General features: G+C 61.5%; 19 protein-coding genes. 11 read left to right on the plus strand and 8 right to left on the minus strand.

The genetic code is table 11. The features are described from left to right. Nucleotides 1–68 precede the first annotated feature (68 nt). A complete protein-coding gene (locus tag ACW9JE_RS18475; RefSeq protein WP_224534146.1) occupies nt 69–845 on the minus strand; it encodes an IclR family transcriptional regulator in 777 nt (258 codons plus the stop codon). Nucleotides 846–1,022: 177 nt separating this feature from the next. On the opposite strand from ACW9JE_RS18475, the gene ACW9JE_RS18480 reads away from it, so the two are divergent. The 5 genes from ACW9JE_RS18480 to ACW9JE_RS18500 all read left to right on the plus strand — a co-directional run bounded on the left by ACW9JE_RS18480 (nt 1,023) and on the right by ACW9JE_RS18500 (nt 7,123). Next, nucleotides 1,023–2,753: an FAD-dependent oxidoreductase gene (locus ACW9JE_RS18480; protein WP_224534145.1), complete on the plus strand. Its 1,731-nt coding sequence runs from the start codon at nt 1,023–1,025 to the stop codon at nt 2,751–2,753. 102 nt (nt 2,754–2,855) lie between these two features. Further along, nucleotides 2,856–3,650, plus strand: coding sequence for a KPN_02809 family neutral zinc metallopeptidase (gene ypfJ, locus ACW9JE_RS18485; protein WP_457433541.1), 795 nt, complete (start codon nt 2,856–2,858; stop codon nt 3,648–3,650). A 214-nt stretch (nt 3,651–3,864) separates the two neighbouring features. Then, nucleotides 3,865–4,755, plus strand: a complete 891-nt coding sequence (ypfJ, locus tag ACW9JE_RS18490; protein ID WP_457433542.1) for a KPN_02809 family neutral zinc metallopeptidase — start codon at nt 3,865–3,867, stop codon at nt 4,753–4,755. Then, nucleotides 4,756–5,715 (plus strand): alpha/beta fold hydrolase, encoded by a 960-nt coding sequence (locus ACW9JE_RS18495; RefSeq protein WP_457433543.1) that lies wholly within the window; start codon nt 4,756–4,758, stop codon nt 5,713–5,715. A 169-nt stretch (nt 5,716–5,884) separates the two neighbouring features. Continuing rightward, nucleotides 5,885–7,123, plus strand: coding sequence for an MFS transporter (locus ACW9JE_RS18500; protein ID WP_457433544.1), 1,239 nt, complete (start codon nt 5,885–5,887; stop codon nt 7,121–7,123). Here the strand turns inward: ACW9JE_RS18500 and ACW9JE_RS18505 are convergent. Together ACW9JE_RS18505 and ACW9JE_RS18510 are read right to left on the minus strand one after the other, a co-directional pair. After that, nucleotides 7,120–7,671 (minus strand): DJ-1 family glyoxalase III, encoded by a 552-nt coding sequence (locus ACW9JE_RS18505; RefSeq protein WP_457433545.1) that lies wholly within the window; start codon nt 7,669–7,671, stop codon nt 7,120–7,122. The two genes, ACW9JE_RS18500 and ACW9JE_RS18505, sit on opposite strands and share 4 nt — an antisense overlap. Nucleotides 7,672–7,753: 82 nt before the next feature. Next, entirely contained in the window at nt 7,754–8,191 is a 438-nt protein-coding gene (locus tag ACW9JE_RS18510; RefSeq protein ID WP_457433546.1) for a DUF4879 domain-containing protein, read from the minus strand. A 220-nt stretch (nt 8,192–8,411) separates the two neighbouring features. Between ACW9JE_RS18510 and ACW9JE_RS18515 the strand changes: the two genes are divergently transcribed. Further along, complete coding sequence (locus ACW9JE_RS18515; RefSeq protein ID WP_457433547.1) at nt 8,412–9,707, plus strand: NCS2 family permease; 1,296 nt, start codon at nt 8,412–8,414, stop codon at nt 9,705–9,707. Then, on the plus strand, nt 9,704–10,783 hold the full coding sequence (trmA, locus tag ACW9JE_RS18520; RefSeq protein ID WP_224534154.1) for a tRNA (uridine(54)-C5)-methyltransferase TrmA: 1,080 nt from the start codon (nt 9,704–9,706) through the stop codon (nt 10,781–10,783). The genes ACW9JE_RS18515 and trmA overlap by 4 nt, the downstream gene beginning before the upstream one ends. Nucleotides 10,784–10,844: 61 nt before the next feature. Here trmA and ACW9JE_RS18525 read toward each other — a convergent pair whose 3' ends face one another. After that, a complete protein-coding gene (locus tag ACW9JE_RS18525) occupies nt 10,845–11,051 on the minus strand; it encodes a tautomerase family protein (RefSeq protein ID WP_047533558.1) in 207 nt (68 codons plus the stop codon). 113 nt (nt 11,052–11,164) lie between these two features. On the opposite strand from ACW9JE_RS18525, the gene ACW9JE_RS18530 reads away from it, so the two are divergent. The 3 genes from ACW9JE_RS18530 to ACW9JE_RS18540 all read left to right on the plus strand — a co-directional run bounded on the left by ACW9JE_RS18530 (nt 11,165) and on the right by ACW9JE_RS18540 (nt 13,576). Continuing rightward, a complete protein-coding gene (locus ACW9JE_RS18530; RefSeq protein WP_224534153.1) occupies nt 11,165–12,076 on the plus strand; it encodes a LysR family transcriptional regulator in 912 nt (303 codons plus the stop codon). 199 nt (nt 12,077–12,275) lie between these two features. After that, entirely contained in the window at nt 12,276–12,716 is a 441-nt protein-coding gene (gene aroQ, locus ACW9JE_RS18535; protein ID WP_224534152.1) for a type II 3-dehydroquinate dehydratase, read from the plus strand. Between the two features lie 5 nt (nt 12,717–12,721). Continuing rightward, nucleotides 12,722–13,576, plus strand: a complete 855-nt coding sequence (locus tag ACW9JE_RS18540) for a shikimate dehydrogenase (RefSeq protein ID WP_224534151.1) — start codon at nt 12,722–12,724, stop codon at nt 13,574–13,576. Between the two features lie 39 nt (nt 13,577–13,615). Here ACW9JE_RS18540 and ACW9JE_RS18545 read toward each other — a convergent pair whose 3' ends face one another. Further along, on the minus strand, nt 13,616–14,293 hold the full coding sequence (locus ACW9JE_RS18545; protein ID WP_224534150.1) for a TetR family transcriptional regulator: 678 nt from the start codon (nt 14,291–14,293) through the stop codon (nt 13,616–13,618). Nucleotides 14,294–14,395: 102 nt separating this feature from the next. Continuing rightward, on the minus strand, nt 14,396–16,297 hold the full coding sequence (gene quiC, locus ACW9JE_RS18550; RefSeq protein WP_224534149.1) for a 3-dehydroshikimate dehydratase QuiC: 1,902 nt from the start codon (nt 16,295–16,297) through the stop codon (nt 14,396–14,398). Between the two features lie 473 nt (nt 16,298–16,770). On the opposite strand from quiC, the gene ACW9JE_RS18555 reads away from it, so the two are divergent. Beyond that, entirely contained in the window at nt 16,771–18,108 is a 1,338-nt protein-coding gene (locus tag ACW9JE_RS18555) for an MFS transporter (RefSeq protein ID WP_457433548.1), read from the plus strand. 74 nt (nt 18,109–18,182) lie between these two features. Here ACW9JE_RS18555 and ACW9JE_RS18560 read toward each other — a convergent pair whose 3' ends face one another. Together ACW9JE_RS18560 and ACW9JE_RS18565 are read right to left on the minus strand one after the other, a co-directional pair. Beyond that, nucleotides 18,183–19,061, minus strand: a complete 879-nt coding sequence (locus ACW9JE_RS18560) for a DMT family transporter (protein WP_457433549.1) — start codon at nt 19,059–19,061, stop codon at nt 18,183–18,185. Between the two features lie 150 nt (nt 19,062–19,211). Next, nucleotides 19,212–20,027 carry a sugar phosphate isomerase/epimerase family protein gene (locus tag ACW9JE_RS18565; RefSeq protein WP_224534147.1) on the minus strand — a complete coding sequence of 272 codons (816 nt, stop codon included), beginning with the start codon at nt 20,025–20,027 and terminating at the stop codon, nt 19,212–19,214. Between the last annotated feature and the right edge of the window lie 160 nt (nt 20,028–20,187).

Genomic DNA, 20,187 nt, shown 5'->3' on the forward strand with positions numbered 1-20,187 from the left:
ACATCATCACCGACTGAATCACCGCATTCGCGAGCAAGCCCGCTCCCACAGGGGATGTGTGGAAAGGCTTAGCTAAACAACTCCGAAGCCAGACTCGCCGCCGACAATTCATCGGTAAACGCCAGCAACAGCGGCGCCAACTCATGCAACCGTACCCCCGGCATCCGCGCGCTCGGCCCGGCAATGCTGAGCACCCCGATCACCCGCCCATCCGCCGGATGACGCACCACCGCCGCAATCGCCGAGGTGCCCACCGCCGAGCTTTCCTCGACACAGGCATACCCCTGCTCCCGCGCCAGGCGCAGCCGCTCGAGCAGTTCGATATTGGAGCGCGGCGCGTTCGGTCCCAGCTCCAGCGGCCGGTCCTCCACCTGTCGCTCCACCAGCGACAACGCCTCCGCATCGCTCATGCACGCCAGCCAGGCATGCCCGGAAGCGGTGTAGAACAGCGGCGCATCGCGGCCCATGTCCGGGTCGTAACGCAGGCCGGAACGGGCGCCCTGGGACTTGGCGATCCAGGTCTGCCGCTCGCCCTCGATGACGCCCAGACGCACCAGCTCGCCGGTTTCCTGGGCCAGTCGGTCGAGCACCGGCTGCACGATATCGGCGCCACTGCTCGACAGATAACGAAAGCCCATCGCCACCAGTTTGGTCGACAGGTGATAACGCAAATTCTCCGGATTCTGCCGCACATAACCCAGTCGGATCAGCTCGGCGAGCAGCCTGTGGGTGGCGCTTTTGGGGATGTCCAGCTGCTCGGCCAGGGTCTGCATCGGCAGGCCACGAGGGTCACTGGTGAGGCTTTCGAGCACACTGAAAACACGTTCGATCTGACTGCCGGCCATGGGCGTCTCCACGGAAAATTTGCCCGATTCTAGAAGACAACCGATGAATAGCGAAATCTGGAACTGACTGTCCGATAACCGCCCGCTTTAACGGTGAAGATCTTGCCCGACTCCAAAGCACTTCATATATTTTCTGGAATCAAATTCCAAAATAATTAAATTGCTGGAGCCCGAACAATGCCTGCCGAGCCGCATTTTCTCCCCGACGTTGATTGCGATGTACTGATCGTCGGCTCCGGCGCGGCCGGGTTGTCGGCAGCCGTGACGGCGGCATGGCATGGCCTGAAAGTGATCGTAGTCGAAAAAGACCCGGTGTTCGGCGGCGCCACCGCCTGGTCCGGCGGCTGGGCCTGGGTGCCATGCAATCCGTTGGCGCGACGCGCCGGGATCGTCGAGGACGTGGAATTGCCGCGCACCTACCTGCGCCACGAATTGGGCGAGCGCTTCAACGGACCGATGATCGACGCCTTCCTGGAGGCCGGCCCACGGATGGTGGCGTTCTTCGAACAACACACTTCGCTGCAATTCGCCGACGGCAATGCCATTGCCGACATCCATGGCGACACCCCCGGCGCCGGCACCGGCGGACGTTCTGTGATCGCCGCGCCCTACGACGCCAGACAGGTCGGCAGGCTGCTCAAGCGCCTGCGTAAAACCATGCGCGAAACCTCCTTCATGGGCATGCCGATCATGGCCGGCGCCGACCTTGGCGCGTTTCTCAACCTGACCCGCTCGCTGCCTGCGGCCTGGCATGTCACCAAGCGTTTTACCCGCCACCTGCTCGACCTCGCCGTCCATGGCCGGGCGATGCAACTGGTCAACGGCGTCGCGCTGGTGGCGCGTCTGGCGAAGTCCGCCGAGGACCTTGGCGTGCTGCTCTGGGAATCGGCGCCGGTCACTGATCTGCTGCGGGAAAACGACCAGGTGCGCGGCGCGGTCATCAGCACCGCCAAGGGTTCGGTACGGATCAATGCGCGCAAGGCCGTGGTGCTGGCCGCGGGTGGTTTTGCCAATGACATCGAACGGCGCAAGGCCCTGTTCCCGCGCACACCCACCGGCCGTGAGCATCTGGCACTGCCACCGCTGGCCGTGTCCGGCGATGGCCTGCGCCTGGGCGAGCGCGTCGGCGCCCACGTCGATACCGACATGCAGTCCCCCGTCGCCTGGGCCCCGGTGTCCGAAGTGCCCCACGGCGACGGCAGAATCGGCCACTTCCCGCACATCATCGAACGCGGCAAGCCCGGCATCATCGGCGTCCTGAGCAACGGCCAGCGCTTCGTCAACGAGGCCAACGGCTATTACGACTACGTCACCGCCATGGTCGCCGCCGCGCCTCAGGGCGAAGAAGTCGCCTCCTGGCTGATCTGCAATCACGCCTTTCAACGGCGATATGGCCTGGGCATCTCTCGGCCGTTTCCCGTACCGCTGTCATCCTTTGTCCGCAGCGGCTACCTGAAAACCGGCAAAACCCTGGAGGAATTGGCGCAGGCCTGCGGTATCGATCCGCAGGGTTTGAGCGCCACCGTGACGGACTACAACCGCCATGCCCGCCACGGCGAAGACCCGCAATTCGGCCGTGGCTCGACGCCGTACAACCGCAAGCAGGGGGATGCGCTGCATCAGCCGAACCCCTGCGTCGCCGTCCTCGAACAAGGGCCGTTCTACGCCGTGAAGGTCCGGCCCGGCTGCTTCGGCACCTTTGCCGGGCTCAAGGTCAATCCCCATGCCCAGGTCCTCGACGACGCTGGCCAGGTCATCGCGGGGCTGTACGCGGCCGGTGGCGACATGGCGAGCATCATGGGCGGGCACTACCCGGCCGGCGGTATCAACATCGGCCCGGCGCTGACTTTCGGCTACATCGCCGCTCGGCACATTGCGGGCGTAAGCGAAGAGGATTCGCGGAGCTGATTCCGGCTGCGTGAACCGCTACATATTTATCCCACAGCGTTTTACCAATGCAGTTATTCATGGCCCGGGCGATCCCCGCCGCAACCATGAGAGACCGCAAAAATGCTATGGAAAAAAGCCAGACCCAGCGACAACGTCAACGACACTCGGCAGGGCAAGGATGCCCGCAAGCACACAGGGAAACTTCTCGGTGCGGGGCTCGCGACCATCGCGCTGACCGGCGCCGTACTTCACTCGACGCTGAACTCCACCCCGGACGGAGACCCGCAACTGAAGTTCGTCCAGTCCGTGCTGGGCGAAACCGAAGACACCTGGGCACAGTTGTTCGCCCAAACCGGACGCCGCTACTCACCGCCCACGCTGGTGGTTTTCGATAACCACATGACCTCCGAGTGCGGCCCCGCCAGCGCACCCTTCTACTGCCCGAGCAATCAACAGGTGTACCTCGACCTGGCGCTGTTCACGAACCTGGAGCAGCGCTTTTCCGTGGTCGCGGACTTCGCCCGCGCCTACATCATCGCCCACGAAGTCGGCCATCACGTGCAGCTGGAACTGGGGCTTTCCGAGCCCTTCGAGCGGGCGTTGCAGGACCAGAAACCGGTGATTGGCGATGGTGGCCTAGAAGTTCGCGCAGAGCTGCAGGCCGATTGCCTGGCCGGCGTCTGGGCGCACCATGCACAGCAGCGCCTCGACTGGCTGGAACCGGGCGATATTGAATCGGCGCTGCATGCTGCCACGGTGTTCGGTGACGACAATCTGCAACGCCAGGCAAGCGGCCAGGTTCGGCCCGAGACCTTCGCCCACGGCACCTCGGAGCAACGGGCGAAGTGGTTCCAAACCGGTTTCGACACAGGTCGCATCGGTGCCTGCGACACCTTCAACACCGCCGACCTGTAGGAGCTGCCGCAGACTGCGATCTGTTGATCCTGCTCTTAAAAATCAAAAGATCGCAGCCTCGTTTCACTCGACAGCTCCTACAGGATACGCGTCCGTCCATCATTGAACTCACCCATCACCGAACCCACGGCGCCAGGCACTGTCTGACGACCGGACTGGCGCCGCTCCTGCACAGCAGCAACACTCATCGCACGACCAATCAGAGGATTCCCACATGCTATGGAGAAAAGGCCGGCGTAGCGACAACGTGGTCGATGCGCGAGGGGATAACGTCGGCAGTGGCGGCGGCGGGATGCGATTCGGTGGCGGCAAGGGCCTGAGCCTGACGGCCATTATTCTGATTGTCGGGATCAGCTGGATCACCGGCCAGGATCCGCTGCAGATTCTCGGCCAGCTCACCGGGCAAATGGAGCAAACGGCCCCGGCCGGCAACCAGACCCGCAAGGCGCCGCCGGCCAACGATGAAGGGGCCGAGTTCGTGCGTTCGATCCTGGGCGACACCGAAGACACCTGGCGCGAGGTTTTCCAGCAGGGCGGACGGCAATACAAGGACCCGACCCTGGTGCTGTTCAGCAATCGCGTCAACTCGGCCTGCGGCATGGCGACCTCGGCAACCGGGCCGTTCTACTGCCCAGCGGACCAGAAGGTCTACCTGGACATGGCGTTCTTCCAGGAAATGTCGCAACGCTTTGCCGCCGCCGGCGACTTCGCCCAGGCCTACGTGATTGCGCACGAAGTCGGACACCATGTGCAGACCTTGCTCGGCGTCTCGGCGAAAATTCAGACGGCTCGCCAGCAAGGCCGGCAGATGGAAGGCGACGGAGGCTTGCTGGTCCGCCAGGAACTGCAGGCCGATTGCCTGGCCGGGGTCTGGGCCAACCATGCGCAGAAGCGGTTGAACTGGCTGGAACCGGGCGACATCGAAGAAGCACTGAACGCCGCCAATGCCATTGGCGACGATCGTTTGCAGCAACAGGGTCAGGGCCGCGTGGTGCCGGACTCGTTTACCCATGGTACGTCAGCGCAACGGGTGCGCTGGTTCAAAACCGGATTCGCCCAGGGCCAGGTTGGCCAGTGCGATACCTTTGCGACGAAAAATCTGTAGATGAATAAATGGTTGTTGGCGTTGTTGTTCACGTGTGCGAGTACCCAGGCTGCCGAGCAGGGGGTCAAGGAAATCAGTCCGGGTCGCCTGTTGTTGAGATCGGGCGAGATCGCGGTGGGGCTCAGCCCCGCTCCGGGCAAAATCGAACGTGTGCTGATCGTCGTTCACGGTCGTCCGCGTAATGCGCAGACCTACCTGCAAAGCGCGGAAAAGGCCGCCGAACTGGCCGGGCAAAGCGCGACGACCCTGGTGATCGCCCCGCAATTTCTCAATGAAACCGACGTCGCGTTGCATCCCGTGGCCGACACCGTGCTGCGCTGGCAAGGCAACGAATGGATGGCCGGCGGCGAATCCACCGCGCCGTTTCGCCTGAGTTCGTTCGAGGCCCTGGACGAAATCATCGCCCGCCTGAGTGATCGCCAGCAGTTTCCGGATGTGAAGCAGATCGTCATCGCCGGCCACTCCGGCGGCGCCCAGGTGGTCCAGCGCTACGCCCTGCTGGGCCACGATCAAGCCGCGCTTGAAGCCGCTGGTGTGCATCTGCGCTACATGGTCGCCAATCCGTCTTCCTATGCGTATTTCGACGAACGCCGGCCGGTGGCTTTCAATCACGCCGCCTGCCCGGACTTCAATCGCTGGAAGTACGGCCTGACAGATCTGCCCGCCTATACCGAAGGACAAAGCGCCGCGCAGTTGCAGGAAAAGTACCTCAAGCGTGACGTCGTTTATCTGCTGGGGCAGCAGGACATCGACCCGAACCATCCGGCGCTGGACAAGAGTTGTGAGGCCAAGGCGCAAGGGCTTTATCGACTGGCTCGCGGGCGGTTTTATTTCGATTATTTGAAGCGGCTTGCGCCGCAGGGGTTGAACCAGCAACTGATCGAAGTGCCCGGTGTGGGGCATAACGGGGAAGGGATGTTTACTTCGCCTGAGGGGCAAAAAGCTTTGTTTGATCAGTAGGTTATGTAGCGTCCGTTAGGGCCTCTTCGCGAGCAAGCCCGCTCCCACAAGGGGGAACTCCATCGAGTTGGAGATCGGTGTCTAGCTAACTAAATTTCATGACTCTGCAACTTTCAGTTACAGGTTGGTGATAATCTCGCCCCTTCCCCACCTGCAGATCTGCCCTCAAATGCCCAGCCAAGAGCCTTTGCTGCTACGTCACCACCGTCCATTCCTCGCCTTCTGGTTCGCGCGGATTTTTACCGCTAGCGGCTTTCAGATGCTCACCGTGGCGATCGGCTGGAACCTCTACCAGCTGACAGGTAATGTGCTCGACCTGGGTCTGGTGGGGTTGGTGGAATTCGCGCCGCGGGTGCTGTTCATGCTGCACACCGGACACGTGGCCGACCGCTACGACCGGCGCAAGGTCGCGGCGATCTGTCAGTCCCTGCAGGCACTGATCGCCCTGTCGCTGGCCATCGGCAGCGCCACCGATCACATCACCCGGGAAATGATCTTCATCCTCGCCTTCCTGCTCGGCGGCGCCCGCTCCTTCGAGATGCCGACCACCCAGGCCCTGCTGCCAAGCATCGTGCCCAGCGGCCTGTTCCCCCGGGCCGTGGCCGCCGCGCAATCGGCCCAGCAATCGGCCACCATCGTCGCCCCGGCCCTCGGCGGTCTGCTCTATGCCTTCGGCAGCGTGTGGGTGTATGGCCCGACCGTGCTGCTGTATGTCATTGCCTGCTCGCTGATGCTCAATCTGCCGGCCCGGCAAACACCGCTGAACAAAGGCAAGGCGACCCTGGATTCGCTGTTGGCCGGCATCCGTTTCATCCGCAGCCGTCCGGACATTCTCGGGGCGATTTCCCTTGATCTGTTCGCGGTGCTGCTCGGCGGCGCCACGGCGTTGCTGCCGGTGTTCGCCAAGGACATTCTGCTCACCGGCCCCTGGGGTCTGGGTCTGCTACGCTCGGCACCGGCAGTCGGGGCATTGTTAATGTCGTTGTACCTCGCCAGATTTGCCGTTGAACGCAACGTCGGACGGGTAATGTTCACCGCCGTGGGTATTTTCGGCGTGGCGACCATCGCCTTCGGCCTGTCGATCTCGTTCTGGTTCTCGCTGGCGGTACTGGTCGTGCTGGGCGCGGCCGACATGATCAGCATGGTGATCCGCGCCTCCTTCGTGCAACTGGAGACCCCCGACGAAATGCGCGGCCGGGTCAGCGCGGTGAATGGCCTGTTCATCGGCGCATCCAACCAGCTCGGCGAATTCGAATCCGGCCTCACCGCCCACTGGTTCGGCACCGTGCCGGCGGTGGTCATGGGCGGCATCGGCACGCTGGTGGTGACCGGGACCTGGATCAAACTGTTCCCGACCCTCGCCCAGCGGGATCGGATGCATGCGCCGGTGGAGGAAGTGAAGGCCTAGACCAGCAACTCCCCCGCCACCGCCGCTCGCGTAGCTTTGCCGCAAAGCTCTTCCACCAACGCCAGAGCAAACGCTAGCGCAGCGCCCGAGCCTTGGGCGGTGATGCAGTTGCCGTCGACCACCACCGGTTGATCGACGAAGTTGCAGCTCGAGAGGTGGTGACTGGCTGAGGGCAGGCAGGTCATGCGCCGCTGACGCAGTACGCCGAAGGTTTGCAGCGCTACTGCCGGGGCTTCGGCGATGCCGGCGAACAGGCGACCGGCGGCGGCCTGGTCTTTGATCAGTTGTTGAAGGGGTTGATGAGCGGCCAGGTGCTGTGCACCGACGTCGCCTCCGGGCAGAACGATCAGGTCGAAAGGCTGGGCCAGCAGATCGACGAGCATGGCGTCGCTGGTCAGGCGAGTGCCGCGAGCGCAGGTGAGCATGCGTCGTCCTTCGATACTCGCCACCACCACTTCCACCTTGGCGCGACGCAGTACGTCGATCAGGGTGACGGCTTGCAGGTCATCAATGCCCTCGGCGAGGGTAATCAAGGCTCTAAAGGTCATGGGCACAATCCACAGGATGATCCTTGAAGCGTAGTCAGCTTTGATTACCCCTGTTCGATGCCCGCCGTGCCAGCAAACAACGCTACTTGATGTAGAGCTGCGTCGACATTGTGTTGCCCGGCGCGTTGATCGAGGTGTTACGGAAGGTGAAGGTGCCTTCCTGCTTGCCGGCCATATCGAAAATGTACAGGTTGCCGACGGTTCTTCGGCCTGAGGTGCATTCGGTCAGGTTGCCGTTGTCGTAGGCACAGACCGGCGTGCGGGTGCCATTGAGGTCGAACCCATCCAGCCCGACCTGAGGCTGACTGCGGCCATACCCCACTTCCAGCACGTAGATCCGGATGTTCGGCCCGCTGTGATTGCAGCGTGTCTGGGTCTGGCCTTCATCGATGTTTTCAAAGCCACAACCCGGCGATTCGACTTTCAGCACTTTGACCTGGGTCAACGGCGGCGCCGGGGCCGCCAGGGCGGTTTGTGCACCCAAAAGCATGGCCAGCAGGATCAATAGACGCATTTTCATGAAGTACACACCCCCGAGAACAGGCGCGCAGTATGGCTGACTCGGGCAAAACGCAAAACATCGACGACGATCACTACCATAAGCAGCCATAACCCCACGCGACTGGTATGATGCGCGGCTTTTTCCGACCCACAGAAAAATCCCAGGCGCGTACACCCGTCTGTGCTTTGCTGTTGAGATCGATACATTCACGGCGCCGGGCGCGCCACGGGGAGCAGGCATGCTGGAAAGGCTGTTTCAACTCAAGGCACACAACACCAACGTACGCACCGAGATTCTCGCAGGCGTCACGACCTTTTTGGCCATGGCCTACATTCTGTTCGTCAACCCGAGCATCCTCGGCGAGACCGGCATGGACAAGGGCGCCGTGTTCGTCGCGACCTGCCTGGCAGCCGCCATCGGCTCCACGGTGATGGGCCTGATCGCCAACTACCCGATCGCCCTGGCACCGGGCATGGGCCTGAACGCCTTCTTTACCTACACAGTGGTCCTGCACATGGGCCACACCTGGCAAGTGGCGCTGGGTGCGGTGTTCATCTCGGCGGTGTGCTTCTTCCTGCTGTCGATCTTCCGCATCCGTGAATGGATCATCAACAGCATCCCGCTGCCGCTGCGATCGGCGATTGCGGCCGGTATCGGCCTGTTTCTGGCCCTGATCGCCCTGCACAACGCCGGCATCGTGGTCAGCAACCCCGCGACCATGGTCGGCCTCGGTGATCTGAAACAACCGGCACCAATCCTCGCGACCCTCGGCTTTGCCCTGATCGTCGCCCTGGAAGCTCTGGCCGTGCGCGGCGCAGTGCTGATCGGCATTCTGGTAGTGACCATCATTTCCATCGTGATGGGCTTTACCCCGTTCGGTGGCGTGGTATCGATGCCGCCTTCGCTGGCACCGACCTTCCTGCAACTGGACATCAAGGGCGCACTGGACATCGGTCTGGTCAGCGTGATCTTCGCCTTTCTGTTCGTCGACCTGTTCGACAACTCCGGCACCCTGATCGGCGTCGCCAAGCGCGCCGGCCTGATGCGCAAGGACGGCCACATGCCGAAAATGGGCCGCGCCCTGATCGCCGACAGTACGGCGGCAATGGCCGGTTCCCTGCTGGGCACCTCGACCACCACCAGCTACATCGAATCCGCCGCAGGCGTGAGCGCCGGCGGCCGCACCGGCCTGACGGCCGTCGTCGTCGCCATCCTGTTCCTGCTGGCGCTGTTCTTCTCGCCACTGGCCGGCAGCGTTCCGGCGTTCGCCACCGCACCGGCACTGCTGTTCGTCGCCGTGCTGATGACATCTGGCCTCGCGGAAATAGACTGGGACGACATCACCGTGGCCGCCCCGGTCGTGATTACCGCCCTGGCCATGCCGTTCACTTATTCCATCGCCAATGGCATTGCCTTCGGCTTCATTGCCTGGACCGCCATCAAGCTGATGTCCGGTCGCGGCCGTGAGCTGAACCCGGCGCTGGTGATTCTGTCGATTCTGTTCGTGATCAAGCTGGGTTGGTTCAACGCATGACATTTGATTCAAACGCCTACGCCGTTCAGCTCGAAGAAAAGGTCACGCGCTTGCGTGACCTGCTGGCCCCGTTCGATGCGCCGCAGCCGGTCGTCTTCGATTCGCCGCTGCAAAACTTCCGCCTGCGCGCCGAGTTCCGCCTGTGGCGCGAAGCCGGCGAGCGCCATTACGCAATGTTTTCCCAGGAAGACAAACGCACGCCGATTCTGATCGAAGAGTTCCCGATCGCCAGCCTGCGCATCAACCAGTTGATGCCGCAGCTCAAGGCGGCGTGGCAGGCCAGTTCCGCCCTGAGCCACAAGCTATTCCAGGTGGAGTTCCTGACCACCCTGGCCGGCGATGCGATGATCACCCTGTGCTATCACCGCCCGCTGGACGAGCACTGGCAGGCGGCGGCCACGAAACTGGCGACCGATCTGGGCGTCAGCATCATCGGCCGCTCCAAGGGCAAACGCGAAGTCATCGGCCACGATTACGTGGTGGAAAAACTCGAAGTCGGCGGTCGCACCTTCAGCTATCGCCAGCCGGAAGGTGCGTTCACCCAGCCCAACGGCACGGTGAACCAGAAGATGCTCAACTGGGCGTACGAAGCCCTCGGCGACCGCAGCGATGACTTGCTGGAGCTGTATTGCGGCAACGGCAACTTCACCCTGCCGCTGGCCACCCGCGTGCGCAAAGTGCTGGCGACCGAAATCAGCAAGACTTCGGTCAACGCGGCACTGAGCAACCTCAGCGAAAACGCCGTGGACAATGTCACGCTGGTGCGCCTGTCCGCCGAAGAACTGACCGAAGCGCTGAACGAAGTGCGGCCGTTCCGCCGCCTGCACGGCATCGACCTGAAGAGCTACGAGTTCGGCGCCGTCTTCGTTGACCCGCCCCGCGCTGGCATGGACCCGGACACCTGCGAACTGACCCGGCGTTTCGACAACATCCTCTACATTTCCTGCAACCCGGAAACCCTGGCGGCCAACATCGCCCAACTGCACGACACCCACCGCATCACCCAATGCGCAATGTTCGACCAGTTCCCGTGGACGCATCACATGGAGTCCGGGGTGTTGCTGACCCGGCGGTAAGTGCGACCTGCCAGATGCGAAAAAGCCGTCTTGATAGACGGCTTTTTTGTGTCCGAGACAATCACCCCGGCAGATTCTTTCGATACTCAGTCGTGGTAATGCCTTTGTAGCCCCAGTTATCGGTGTCGATTTCCTCGATCACGATGTGGGTCAGTTCCGGGGGCTTGCCCAGGACGCGTTGCAGGGTTTCGGTGATTTCGGCGATGACCTGGGCTTTCTGTTCGCGGGTGACGCCGTCACGGGTGATACGTACGCTGACGAAAGGCATGCTGCTTCTCCTGCTCGGCTGGTTGAGAAAGGCTGACGGTCCACTGTATCCGCGCGAGCGCTTCTGATAAATACTGCGTTACACACTTCATTTGATCCCTGGTGTAATCAATCATGCAGCGACAATTCGACGATCTTCAATTGGGCAGCATCGAGCTGTTCTGCCTGGCCGCCGAAGCTGGCAGCTTCACCGCGGCGGCGCTGGTGGCCGGGGTGACCCCTGCGGCGGTGAGCCGCTCGGTGTCGCGTATGGAGGAACGTCTGGGCGTGCGATTGTTTGCGCGCACCACCCGCAGCGTGAAGCTGACCGACAGTGGCCGCCGCTACTACGAGGAATGCCGCCAGGCCCTGGCGCAGCTGGTGGAAGCCCAGCGTGAAGTCATGGGTCAGCAGCAGGTACCGTCCGGCACCCTGCGCATCAGTATCCCGACCACCTATGCCCATCACCGGATCCTGCCGTTGATGCCGGCCTTTCGCGCGCGTTTTCCGGCGGTGAAGGTTGAGACGCACATCAGCAACCGCAACATCGATTTCGTCGGCGAAGGCTACGACATGGCGATTCGCGTGCGGGCGATTCCGGACTCCGGCCTGATCGCCCGGCCACTGGAGGACGCGGCGCTGGTGATGATCGCCAGCCCCGAGTATCTCAAGCAGGCCGGCACGCCGCAGACCCTCGACGATTTGCAGCAGCATGAATGCATTCAGTACGAATTGCCCAGCAGCGGCCGGCGCATTGCCTGGCTGTTCAATGAAGACGGGGTTGAGCGGGAGATTCTGGCCGAGGGGAATTTCGTCTGCTCCGACGACGTTCTAGGGGGCGTGACGCTGGCGAAGCATGGGGCGGGGTTGTTTCAGACGTATCGGTTTATCGTGGAAAAGGAGTTGGCCGATGGGTCGTTGGTGGAGGTGCTCAAACCTTATGGCGGGCGCTGGCGGCCGTTTACCTTGCTCTACCCGCAGAGCCGGCACATGCCATTGAAAGTGCGCGCGTTCATCGACTTCCTTGTCGAGCATCTACCACGCTAAAACGACGATCCCTGTAGCAGCTGGCGAAGCCTGCGTACGGTTGCTACAGGATCAACGCAACTCGCTCTGTGTTCGATCACCGAACACAAATAGCCGACCGGGCACCTCTTCAATTGACCGAATTAACCATCTAGTACAATTTATCTCCACAGGCTGAATTCCTGGCCAAATGCCAAAAATAATAAGTGGAGAAACCTCGATGTCCCCCATCATTCTGGTGCTCAACGGCCCCAATCTGAACATGCTCGGCACCCGTGAACCGGCGAATTACGGCTACGAAACCCTGGCCGATATTTCAAACCTGTGCGGACGCACCGCTGAAGAGTTCGGCCTGGCGGTGGAGTTTCGCCAGACTAACCATGAAGGCGAAATGATCGACTGGATTCACGCCGCCCGCGGCCGTTGCGCCGGGATCGTGATCAACCCGGCGGCCTGGACCCACACCTCGGTGGCGATTCGCGATGCGTTGGTTGCCAGCGAACTGCCGGTGATCGAAGTCCACCTGTCCAACGTCCACGCCCGTGAGCCGTTCCGCCATCATTCCTTCGTGTCAGCCATTGCCACTGCAGTCATGGCCGGGTTCGGCAGCCACGGCTATCGCCTGGCGCTGGAGCACTTCAGCCAACGTCTGAAAGGGTGAACGTCATGAACCAGAACCAAAGCGTATTGGCCGGACTGATCGGCGCCGGCATCCAGGCCTCTCGCACACCCTCGCTGCACGAGCATGAAGGCGATGCCCAGGGCTTGCGTTACCTCTATCGCCTGATCGACCTCGATCAACTGCAACTGGACAACAACGCCCTGCCCGACCTGTTGACGGCCGCCGAACGCATGAGCTTCACCGGACTGAACATCACCTTCCCGTGCAAGCAGGCGATCATCCCGCTGCTGGATGAACTATCGCCCGAAGCTCGCGGCATCGGCGCGGTCAACACAGTGGTCCTCAAGGACGGCAAACGCATCGGCCACAACACCGACTGCCTGGGCTTTGCCGAAGGCTTTCGTCGTGGCCTGAAAGGCGTTGCCGTCGAGCGTGTGGTGCAGATGGGTGCCGGCGGTGCGGGCGCGGCGGTGGCTCACGCGCTGCTGAGCGAAGGCGTGCATCAACTGAGCATTTTCGATGTGGACACGAGCCGCGCCCAGAGCCTGGCCGACAACCTCAACCAGCATTTCGGCGAAGGTCGCGCGCTGGCCGGTCACAACCTGGCGGGCACCCTGAGCGAAGCCGACGGTCTGGTGAACACCACGCCCATGGGCATGAAAAAACTGCCGGGCATGCCGGTGCCGGTGGAATTGCTGCGTGCCGAGTTGTGGGTGGCGGAGATTGTCTATTTCCCGCTGGAAACCGAACTGCTGCGCAACGCCCGCGCCCTGGGTTGCCGCACGCTCGATGGCGGCAACATGGCGGTGTTCCAGGCGGTGAAGGCGTTTGAATTGTTCAGCGGCGTGGTGCCGGATGCGCAGCGAATGCTGGCGCACTTTCAGAGTATGAATGGCTGAAAAGCAAAAAATCGCAGCCTGCAACAGGCTGCGATCCCCTCACACTTGCAGATAACGCAGAACCGACTCGCAAATCATCTCGCGATGACGCTGCTTGATCGCTTCGTCCGGCAGATCGATCTGAAAAATCTCGCCGAAGGTATGACGGTTCGACACGCGATAGAAGCAGAACGAACTGATCAGCAAATGCACATCCAACGGATCAAGCTCGCTGCGGAACACGCCCTGCTCGGCGCCGCGACGCAGGATCTCGCCCAGTGAATCGAGGATGGTGTTGTTCATCGCCTTGATGGCATCGGACTGCTTCACATATTCGGCGTTGTGAATGTTCTCGATGCTGACGATCCGTACGAAATCGACATTGCGGTCGTGGTGATCGAAGGTGAATTCCACCAGCCGCCGAATCGCGTCCACCGGCGCCAGCTCAGCCAGGTGCAGGCGGTTTTCGGTGCTGCGGATATCGCCATAGAGCTTCTCCAGAACCTCGACGTAGAGCTGCTCCTTACTGCCGAAGTAGTAATAGATCATGCGCTTGGAAGTATGGATACGCTCGGCGATGGCATCGACGCGGGCGCCGGACAGGCCCTGCTGGACGAACTCGACGATCGCCTCTTGCAGAATGTTCTCGCGGGTTTTTTCCGGGTTGTTCTTGCGACTCTTGCGCGGTTCCACAGCTGGCTGATCGGGCGTTGCGGGGAAGTCTGAAGTCATTGTCATTGCGGGCTCACGGCCATCATGCACAAGCTGGCGATTATGAGCCGCGCCGCACGGTGAAGGAAGCCGTGCGGCAGCGGTTTGTCGAATCGATTTACGATTTTCCTACAACTTTGCCTGACGTACGGCACCACTCCGGGATTTGGCCATGGCCGCCAGACGCACCGCCACGTTCGCCGCGCCGTAACCGGCATAGCCGTTCTTGCGCTGGATGATCTCGAAGAAGAATCGCCCTTCGAACGGCTCGGTGTACACGTGGAACAGCTCGCCGCCCTGGGCATCACGGTCGTACAGCACGTTGTAGTAGGCCAGTTCGCTGAGGAACTCGTCGTCGAAATCGAAACGCGCCGCCAGGTCGTCATAGTAGTTGAGCGGAATATCCAGAAGCGGAACGCCCGCCTCTTTCGCCCGGCTGACCTGGGCGAAGATGTCGTCGCAATCGAAGGCGATGTGATGCACACCGGAACCGCGATAACTCGAAAGCGCGTGTGAGATCGCGGTGTTGCGGTTCTCGGAAATGTTCAGCGGCAAGCGTATCGAACTGTCACGGCTGCGCAGGGCGCGGCTTTTCACCAGGCCATAGGGGTCGGGCAGGACCACTTCGTCGTCGGCCTCGAAATCCAGCAGACTCTTGTAGAACAGCACCCAGCTGTCGAGGCTGTCGGCGGGTAACGCCATGGCCATGTGGTCGATGCGCTTCAAGCCACCGTTGGTCTGCGCGTCTGGCACGAGGTTGAAGTCGGTGCCGTAAACGTCAGCGTTCTGGTCCACCAGATAAATCAGGCTGCCATCCGGCGCGCGCACGGCGGCGAGCTCCAGCTCGTTCGGCCCGACCAGACCGCGATAAGGCTGGCCTTTATAGGCCACGGCCCGCGCCAGGGCGCTGGCACTGTCCTTGACCCGCACGGCGGTGGCGCACAGCGATGGGCCGTGAGCCTCGAAGAAACTGTGACCAAAGGAGTACGGCTCGGAATTGAGGATCAGATTGATATCGCCTTGGCGCATCAGACTGACGCTCTTGGAGCGATGCTGGCCGGCTTTGACGAAGCCCAGGCGCTCCAGCCAGTGGGACAGCTTCGCACCGAGGCTTTCGTCCACGGCGAACTCGAGAAACTCCACACCGTTGTATTCGCTGGCCTTGGGCGTCTCGAACAGAATCTCGCGATTGGCAGTTTCTCGGGCTTCCTGTTCCAGGCGCTGACGGGTTTTCTCCTCCAGGTACAGCAAGGAGCGCAAACCGTCGGCGGCGTTGGCCCGAGGCGGCGCGGCGCGGAAGCCGTCGTTGAAGATTTCCAGCGACAGAGGCCCGGTGTAGCCGCTCTTGATGATCGGCGCGAGGAAGCCCGGCAGATCGAACTCGCCCTGGCCTGGGAAGCAGCGGAAATGCCGGCTCCACTCCAGCACGTCCATGGCCAGGATCGGCGCGTCGGCCATCTGCACGAAAAAGATCTTGTCGCCGGGAATCTCGGCGATCGCGCTGGGATCACCCTTGAGCGACAGGGTATGGAAGCTGTCGAGCAGCACACCGAGACTCGGGTGGTCGGCCTGGCGAACGATGTTCCACACCTGTTGATACGTGTTGACGTGACGACCCCAGGCCAGCGCTTCATAACCGATGCGCAAACCGCGCGCGCCCGCACGTTCGGCCAGCAGGCGCAAATCATCGACTAAAATTTGTTCATCACCCACCGAATCCGCAGAGGCGTTGCTGCACACCAGCACCAGGTCCGTGCCCAGTTCCTGCATCAGGTCGAACTTGCGTTCGGCCCGTTCCAGGTTGCGCGACAGGCGGTCACGGCGGCAGCCCTCGAAGTCCCGGAACGGTTGAAACAGGGTGATGGCTATCCCGAGATCGGCGCACATCTGTTTAATTTCCCGCGGGCTGCCGTCGTAGTAGAGAAGGTCATTCTCGAAAATCTCGACGCCATCGAAGCCGGCGGCAGCAATGGCTTCGAGTTTTTCCGGCAGGGTACCGCTCAGGGATACGGTGGCAATGGAACGCTGCATGTTTCGGCTCCCGGTAGTGGAGGGAATCTTGTAAGGGTAATTATTGGCTGCAATGTAAAGCGCAGCAATTTAAAGTGTACTACCCGGTTAGTTTTGTGTTCGATTATCGAACAAAATGGCCTTTCACGAATTGACGATTTTTTGTCCACTGCGCAACATCAACACCACATTGAGGCCGGATCACCAACCGTCGGTCTCAGGTAAACCGACCCAGAACACCACATAAAAATTTCAAAAAACGGGTAAAAGCTCATGTGCTCATTCAACGCCCTGCTCGCTCCAGCTACCGTCATTACGCCCTGCCTGGCGTCCATCCGAATCCTGCGCACCGCCGGCATCGCCGTGCCGCTCGCTGAATAAACCGTCAGTCGACGAACCCAGCCGATCAGTCCCGCGCCCGTCGCCCTCGATTGATCACGCGCCCTTGAAGTCCAGACGAGCCTCGCATGTCAGTCATTGAACGGATGGCCCAGATGAACCCTACTCAAAGCTCTCGCATGGCTCCGGCCATGAGTGCCGCCACTGGCGGTATCGGTGACAAAATCCGCGGCGCCATGGCCGTCGGCAAGACCCGTTGGGGCATGCTGGCGCTGGTGTTCTTCGCCACTACCCTGAACTACATCGACCGCGCCGCCCTGGGCGTCATGCAGCCCATCCTCGCCAAGGAAATGAGCTGGACGGCGATGGACTACGCCAACATCAACTTCTGGTTCCAGGTCGGCTACGCCATCGGTTTCGTGCTGCAAGGCCGTCTGATCGACCGGGTCGGCGTCAAGCGCGTGTTCTTCTGCGCGGTGCTGCTCTGGAGCCTGGCCACCGGTGCCCATGGCCTCGCTACTTCGGCAGCCGGTTTCATGGTCTGCCGCTTCATCCTCGGCCTGACCGAAGCCGCCAACTACCCGGCCTGCGTGAAGACCACGCGCCTGTGGTTCCCGGCCGGCGAGCGCGCCGTGGCCACCGGTATCTTCAATGCCGGGACCAACGTCGGCGCGATGTTCACGCCAATGTTGCTGCCGCTGATCCTCCATGCCTGGGGCTGGCAAGCGGCGTTTCTGTGCATGGCCGCGCTGGGCGGTATCTGGCTGGTGTGCTGGGGCCTGAAGTACTTCAACCCGGAAGATCACCCAAGCGTTAAACAGTCGGAACTGGACTACATCCAGAACGAAGTCGAACCTGCACAGACACGCGTGCCTTTCTCGAAGATCCTGCGCATGCGCGGCACCTGGGCCTTCGCCCTCGCCTACTCGATCACCGCACCCGTGTTCTGGTTTTACCTGTACTGGCTGCCACCGTTCCTCAATCAGCAATACAACCTGGGCATCAACGTGACCCAGATGGGTATTCCACTGATCATCATCTACCTCACCGCCGACTTCGGCAGTGTCGGCGGCGGGATCCTGTCCTCGTTCCTGATCGGCCGCGGCGTCAACCCGATCAAGGCGCGCTTGATGTCCATGGCACTGTTCGCCTGCTGCATCATCGGCGTGATCATCGCGGCCGGCTCCAGCAACCTGTGGGTGGCGGTGTTCGCGATTTCCCTGGCCATCGGTGCGCACCAGGCCTGGACCGCCAACATCTGGAGCCTGGTGATGGACTACACGCCCAAGCACATGATGAGTACGGTATTCGGTTTCGGCGGCATGTGCGCCGCGATCGGCGGGATGTTCATGACCCAGTTGGTAGGCCACATCCTGACTGCCACCAACAACAACTACACCGTGCTGTTCACCCTGATTCCGGCGATGTACTTCATCGCACTGATCTGGATGTACTTCATGGCGCCGCGCAAGATCCCGACCGTAGAAGAATGATGTTCCCTCGGCGCAGGCCTTGATCGGGCCTGCGCTTTTTTTTGCCCGCGATTTGTAGACTATCGGGTTCGAGCTCAGAGACGACTTTGCTGCCAGGCCGCCGCCAGCCCGCTGCAGCAGATCACGGCGATACCGATCACGGTGGTCAGGGTCGGTGTATGGGAGAACAGCAGCCAGCCCAACAAGCCGGCAAAGATGATCTGGCAATAGCTGAACGGTGCCAGCAAGGCCGGTGCGGCAAGGCGGAAGGCCTGGGTCAGGAACAGGTGCGCGGTCATCCCGCAGGCCCCCAGCGCCAACATCATCGCGCCATGGCCCAGGGTCGGCACCTGCCAGAAGAACGGCACCAGCGCACTCATTACCAGGGTGTTGCACAGCCCTGCGAAAAAGTTACTGGTGGTCGGGCTGTCGACATTGCTGAGCTTGCGCGTCAGCAATTGATAGAAGCAGAAGAACAGCGCCGAGCAGAACGGCAGCAACACCGCCGGAGTGAACAGATCACCACCGGGGTGGACGATGATCAGCACCCCGCTGAAGCCGCAAATCACCGCCAGCCATTGCCCCCGCGTCACCCGCTCCTTGAGCAGCGGTACCGACAGCGCGGTGACCAGAACCGGGGCAAGGAAGTTGACCGACGTGGCTTCGGCCAGCGGGATGTACATCAGGCCCGTGGTGAAAAACAGGCTGGTGCCCAGCAGGCACAAGGCGCGAATCACCTGCAGCATAGGCCGCTTCGTACGCAGAACCGCGACCCCGGATTGCGGCAGGAAAATCCCCGCCATCAACAGGGTGTGAACCACATAACGCGCCCACACCACCATCACGATCGGATAGAACCCGGACAGGTATTTGGAGATGGCGTCGTGACTGGAGAAGAGGAAGGTTGCGACAACGATCAGCAGAATCCCTTTGAAGGGCTGATTGACGCCGGAAAGCGGGGTGCTGACAGTCATTGGGGTTCCTTTAGATACATCAAAAATCAAACGCTTCCTGTAGGAGCGAGCCTGCTCGCGATGGTCGTCAACGATGACGCTGGCAACCTGATGCCCTGCGGTGTTCTGTCGTTCATCGCGAGCAAGCTCGCTCCTACAGGGAGAGACGCGTTAGATCCGCGCCAACAATTCCCGAGTCCTGTCCAGCGCCATCTGCGCCCGATCCAACCCACTCACGCCCTGCTCCAGCAGCTGCACCGTGGGAATCTCCAGGCTCAATGGAATGTTAGACGGCAAACAACGCAACAATCCCGGCAAATCACAATCGCCCTCACCGGGAAAGCGTCGCTCGTTGCGGGCCTGACGCAAGATCTCGGCCATGTCCGCCGGCCTTGGCCCCACAACGTCACACAACTGCGCATACCGTAACCGTGACGGGGCGACCCTGGCCAGCTCTTCCAGCCTTGATCCAGAGCGGTCGAAGTGGAACGCGTCGACCAGCACTGCACCGTTTTCGCGCCCGGCGGCCTCGACAATGCGCACCGCTTGCGCAAGATCCCGCGCCTCAGTCCAGGGCATGAACTCCAGATGCGGATGCAGTCCATAAGACGCCGCCAGGTCACAGAGTTCGGCAAAGTTGTCCGTCATTCGTCGCTCGTCCGGATCGTTGCCGGCCACCAGCAGTTCACTGGCACCCAGTTCGGCACCCACCACCAGAATTCGTTCGAAATCGGCCACCACGGTTTCCGGTTTCAACCGCAGGATTTCCACATCCAGCACACCGATGCCGGTGTCCCGCAGACGCGCCAGGGTCTGGCGGCGCAAATCGCTGTCGACTACCAATGGAAAATGATGTTCCTGAGGCGTGGCCGGCACCAGGCGCAGGCCGACATGGCTGTAGCCAGCACGAGCCGCCACTTCCACCATCTCGGGCGGTGACAGTTCCAGCACAGTCAGGCTGGCCAGGGAGAAGATCCGCTCACTCATGATGCGTTCCGTTTAGGGCTGATGGCATGAACTCATCAATTTAGAACCCAGTTCCAGATTATTGTAGATACTCACTCTAAAAGTGTTCGAACAGCGCACAGTTTGAACAGTCAGCGATATCCAAATGTGGGAGCGGGCTTGCTCGCGAATGCGCCGTGTC

It is taken from the genome of Pseudomonas sp. SDO55104_S430, assembly GCF_054070595.1.

Coding starts and splice junctions, on each gene's coding strand:
- aroQ (WP_224534152.1), top strand. CDS start 12,276: ATGTCCCCCATCATTCTGGTGCTCAACGGCCCCAATCTGAACATGCTC.
- ACW9JE_RS18475 (WP_224534146.1), bottom strand. CDS start 845: ATGGCCGGCAGTCAGATCGAACGTGTTTTCAGTGTGCTCGAAAGCCTC.
- ACW9JE_RS18525 (WP_047533558.1), bottom strand. CDS start 11,051: ATGCCTTTCGTCAGCGTACGTATCACCCGTGACGGCGTCACCCGCGAA.
- ACW9JE_RS18505 (WP_457433545.1), bottom strand. CDS start 7,671: ATGACCTTTAGAGCCTTGATTACCCTCGCCGAGGGCATTGATGACCTG.
- quiC (WP_224534149.1), bottom strand. CDS start 16,297: ATGCAGCGTTCCATTGCCACCGTATCCCTGAGCGGTACCCTGCCGGAA.
- ACW9JE_RS18510 (WP_457433546.1), bottom strand. CDS start 8,191: ATGAAAATGCGTCTATTGATCCTGCTGGCCATGCTTTTGGGTGCACAA.
- ACW9JE_RS18530 (WP_224534153.1), top strand. CDS start 11,165: ATGCAGCGACAATTCGACGATCTTCAATTGGGCAGCATCGAGCTGTTC.
- ACW9JE_RS18480 (WP_224534145.1), top strand. CDS start 1,023: ATGCCTGCCGAGCCGCATTTTCTCCCCGACGTTGATTGCGATGTACTG.
- ACW9JE_RS18555 (WP_457433548.1), top strand. CDS start 16,771: ATGAACCCTACTCAAAGCTCTCGCATGGCTCCGGCCATGAGTGCCGCC.
- ACW9JE_RS18540 (WP_224534151.1), top strand. CDS start 12,722: ATGAACCAGAACCAAAGCGTATTGGCCGGACTGATCGGCGCCGGCATC.
- ypfJ (WP_457433541.1), top strand. CDS start 2,856: ATGCTATGGAAAAAAGCCAGACCCAGCGACAACGTCAACGACACTCGG.
- ypfJ (WP_457433542.1), top strand. CDS start 3,865: ATGCTATGGAGAAAAGGCCGGCGTAGCGACAACGTGGTCGATGCGCGA.
- ACW9JE_RS18515 (WP_457433547.1), top strand. CDS start 8,412: ATGCTGGAAAGGCTGTTTCAACTCAAGGCACACAACACCAACGTACGC.
- ACW9JE_RS18495 (WP_457433543.1), top strand. CDS start 4,756: ATGAATAAATGGTTGTTGGCGTTGTTGTTCACGTGTGCGAGTACCCAG.
- ACW9JE_RS18500 (WP_457433544.1), top strand. CDS start 5,885: ATGCCCAGCCAAGAGCCTTTGCTGCTACGTCACCACCGTCCATTCCTC.
- ACW9JE_RS18545 (WP_224534150.1), bottom strand. CDS start 14,293: ATGACAATGACTTCAGACTTCCCCGCAACGCCCGATCAGCCAGCTGTG.
- ACW9JE_RS18565 (WP_224534147.1), bottom strand. CDS start 20,027: ATGAGTGAGCGGATCTTCTCCCTGGCCAGCCTGACTGTGCTGGAACTG.
- ACW9JE_RS18560 (WP_457433549.1), bottom strand. CDS start 19,061: ATGACTGTCAGCACCCCGCTTTCCGGCGTCAATCAGCCCTTCAAAGGG.
- trmA (WP_224534154.1), top strand. CDS start 9,704: ATGACATTTGATTCAAACGCCTACGCCGTTCAGCTCGAAGAAAAGGTC.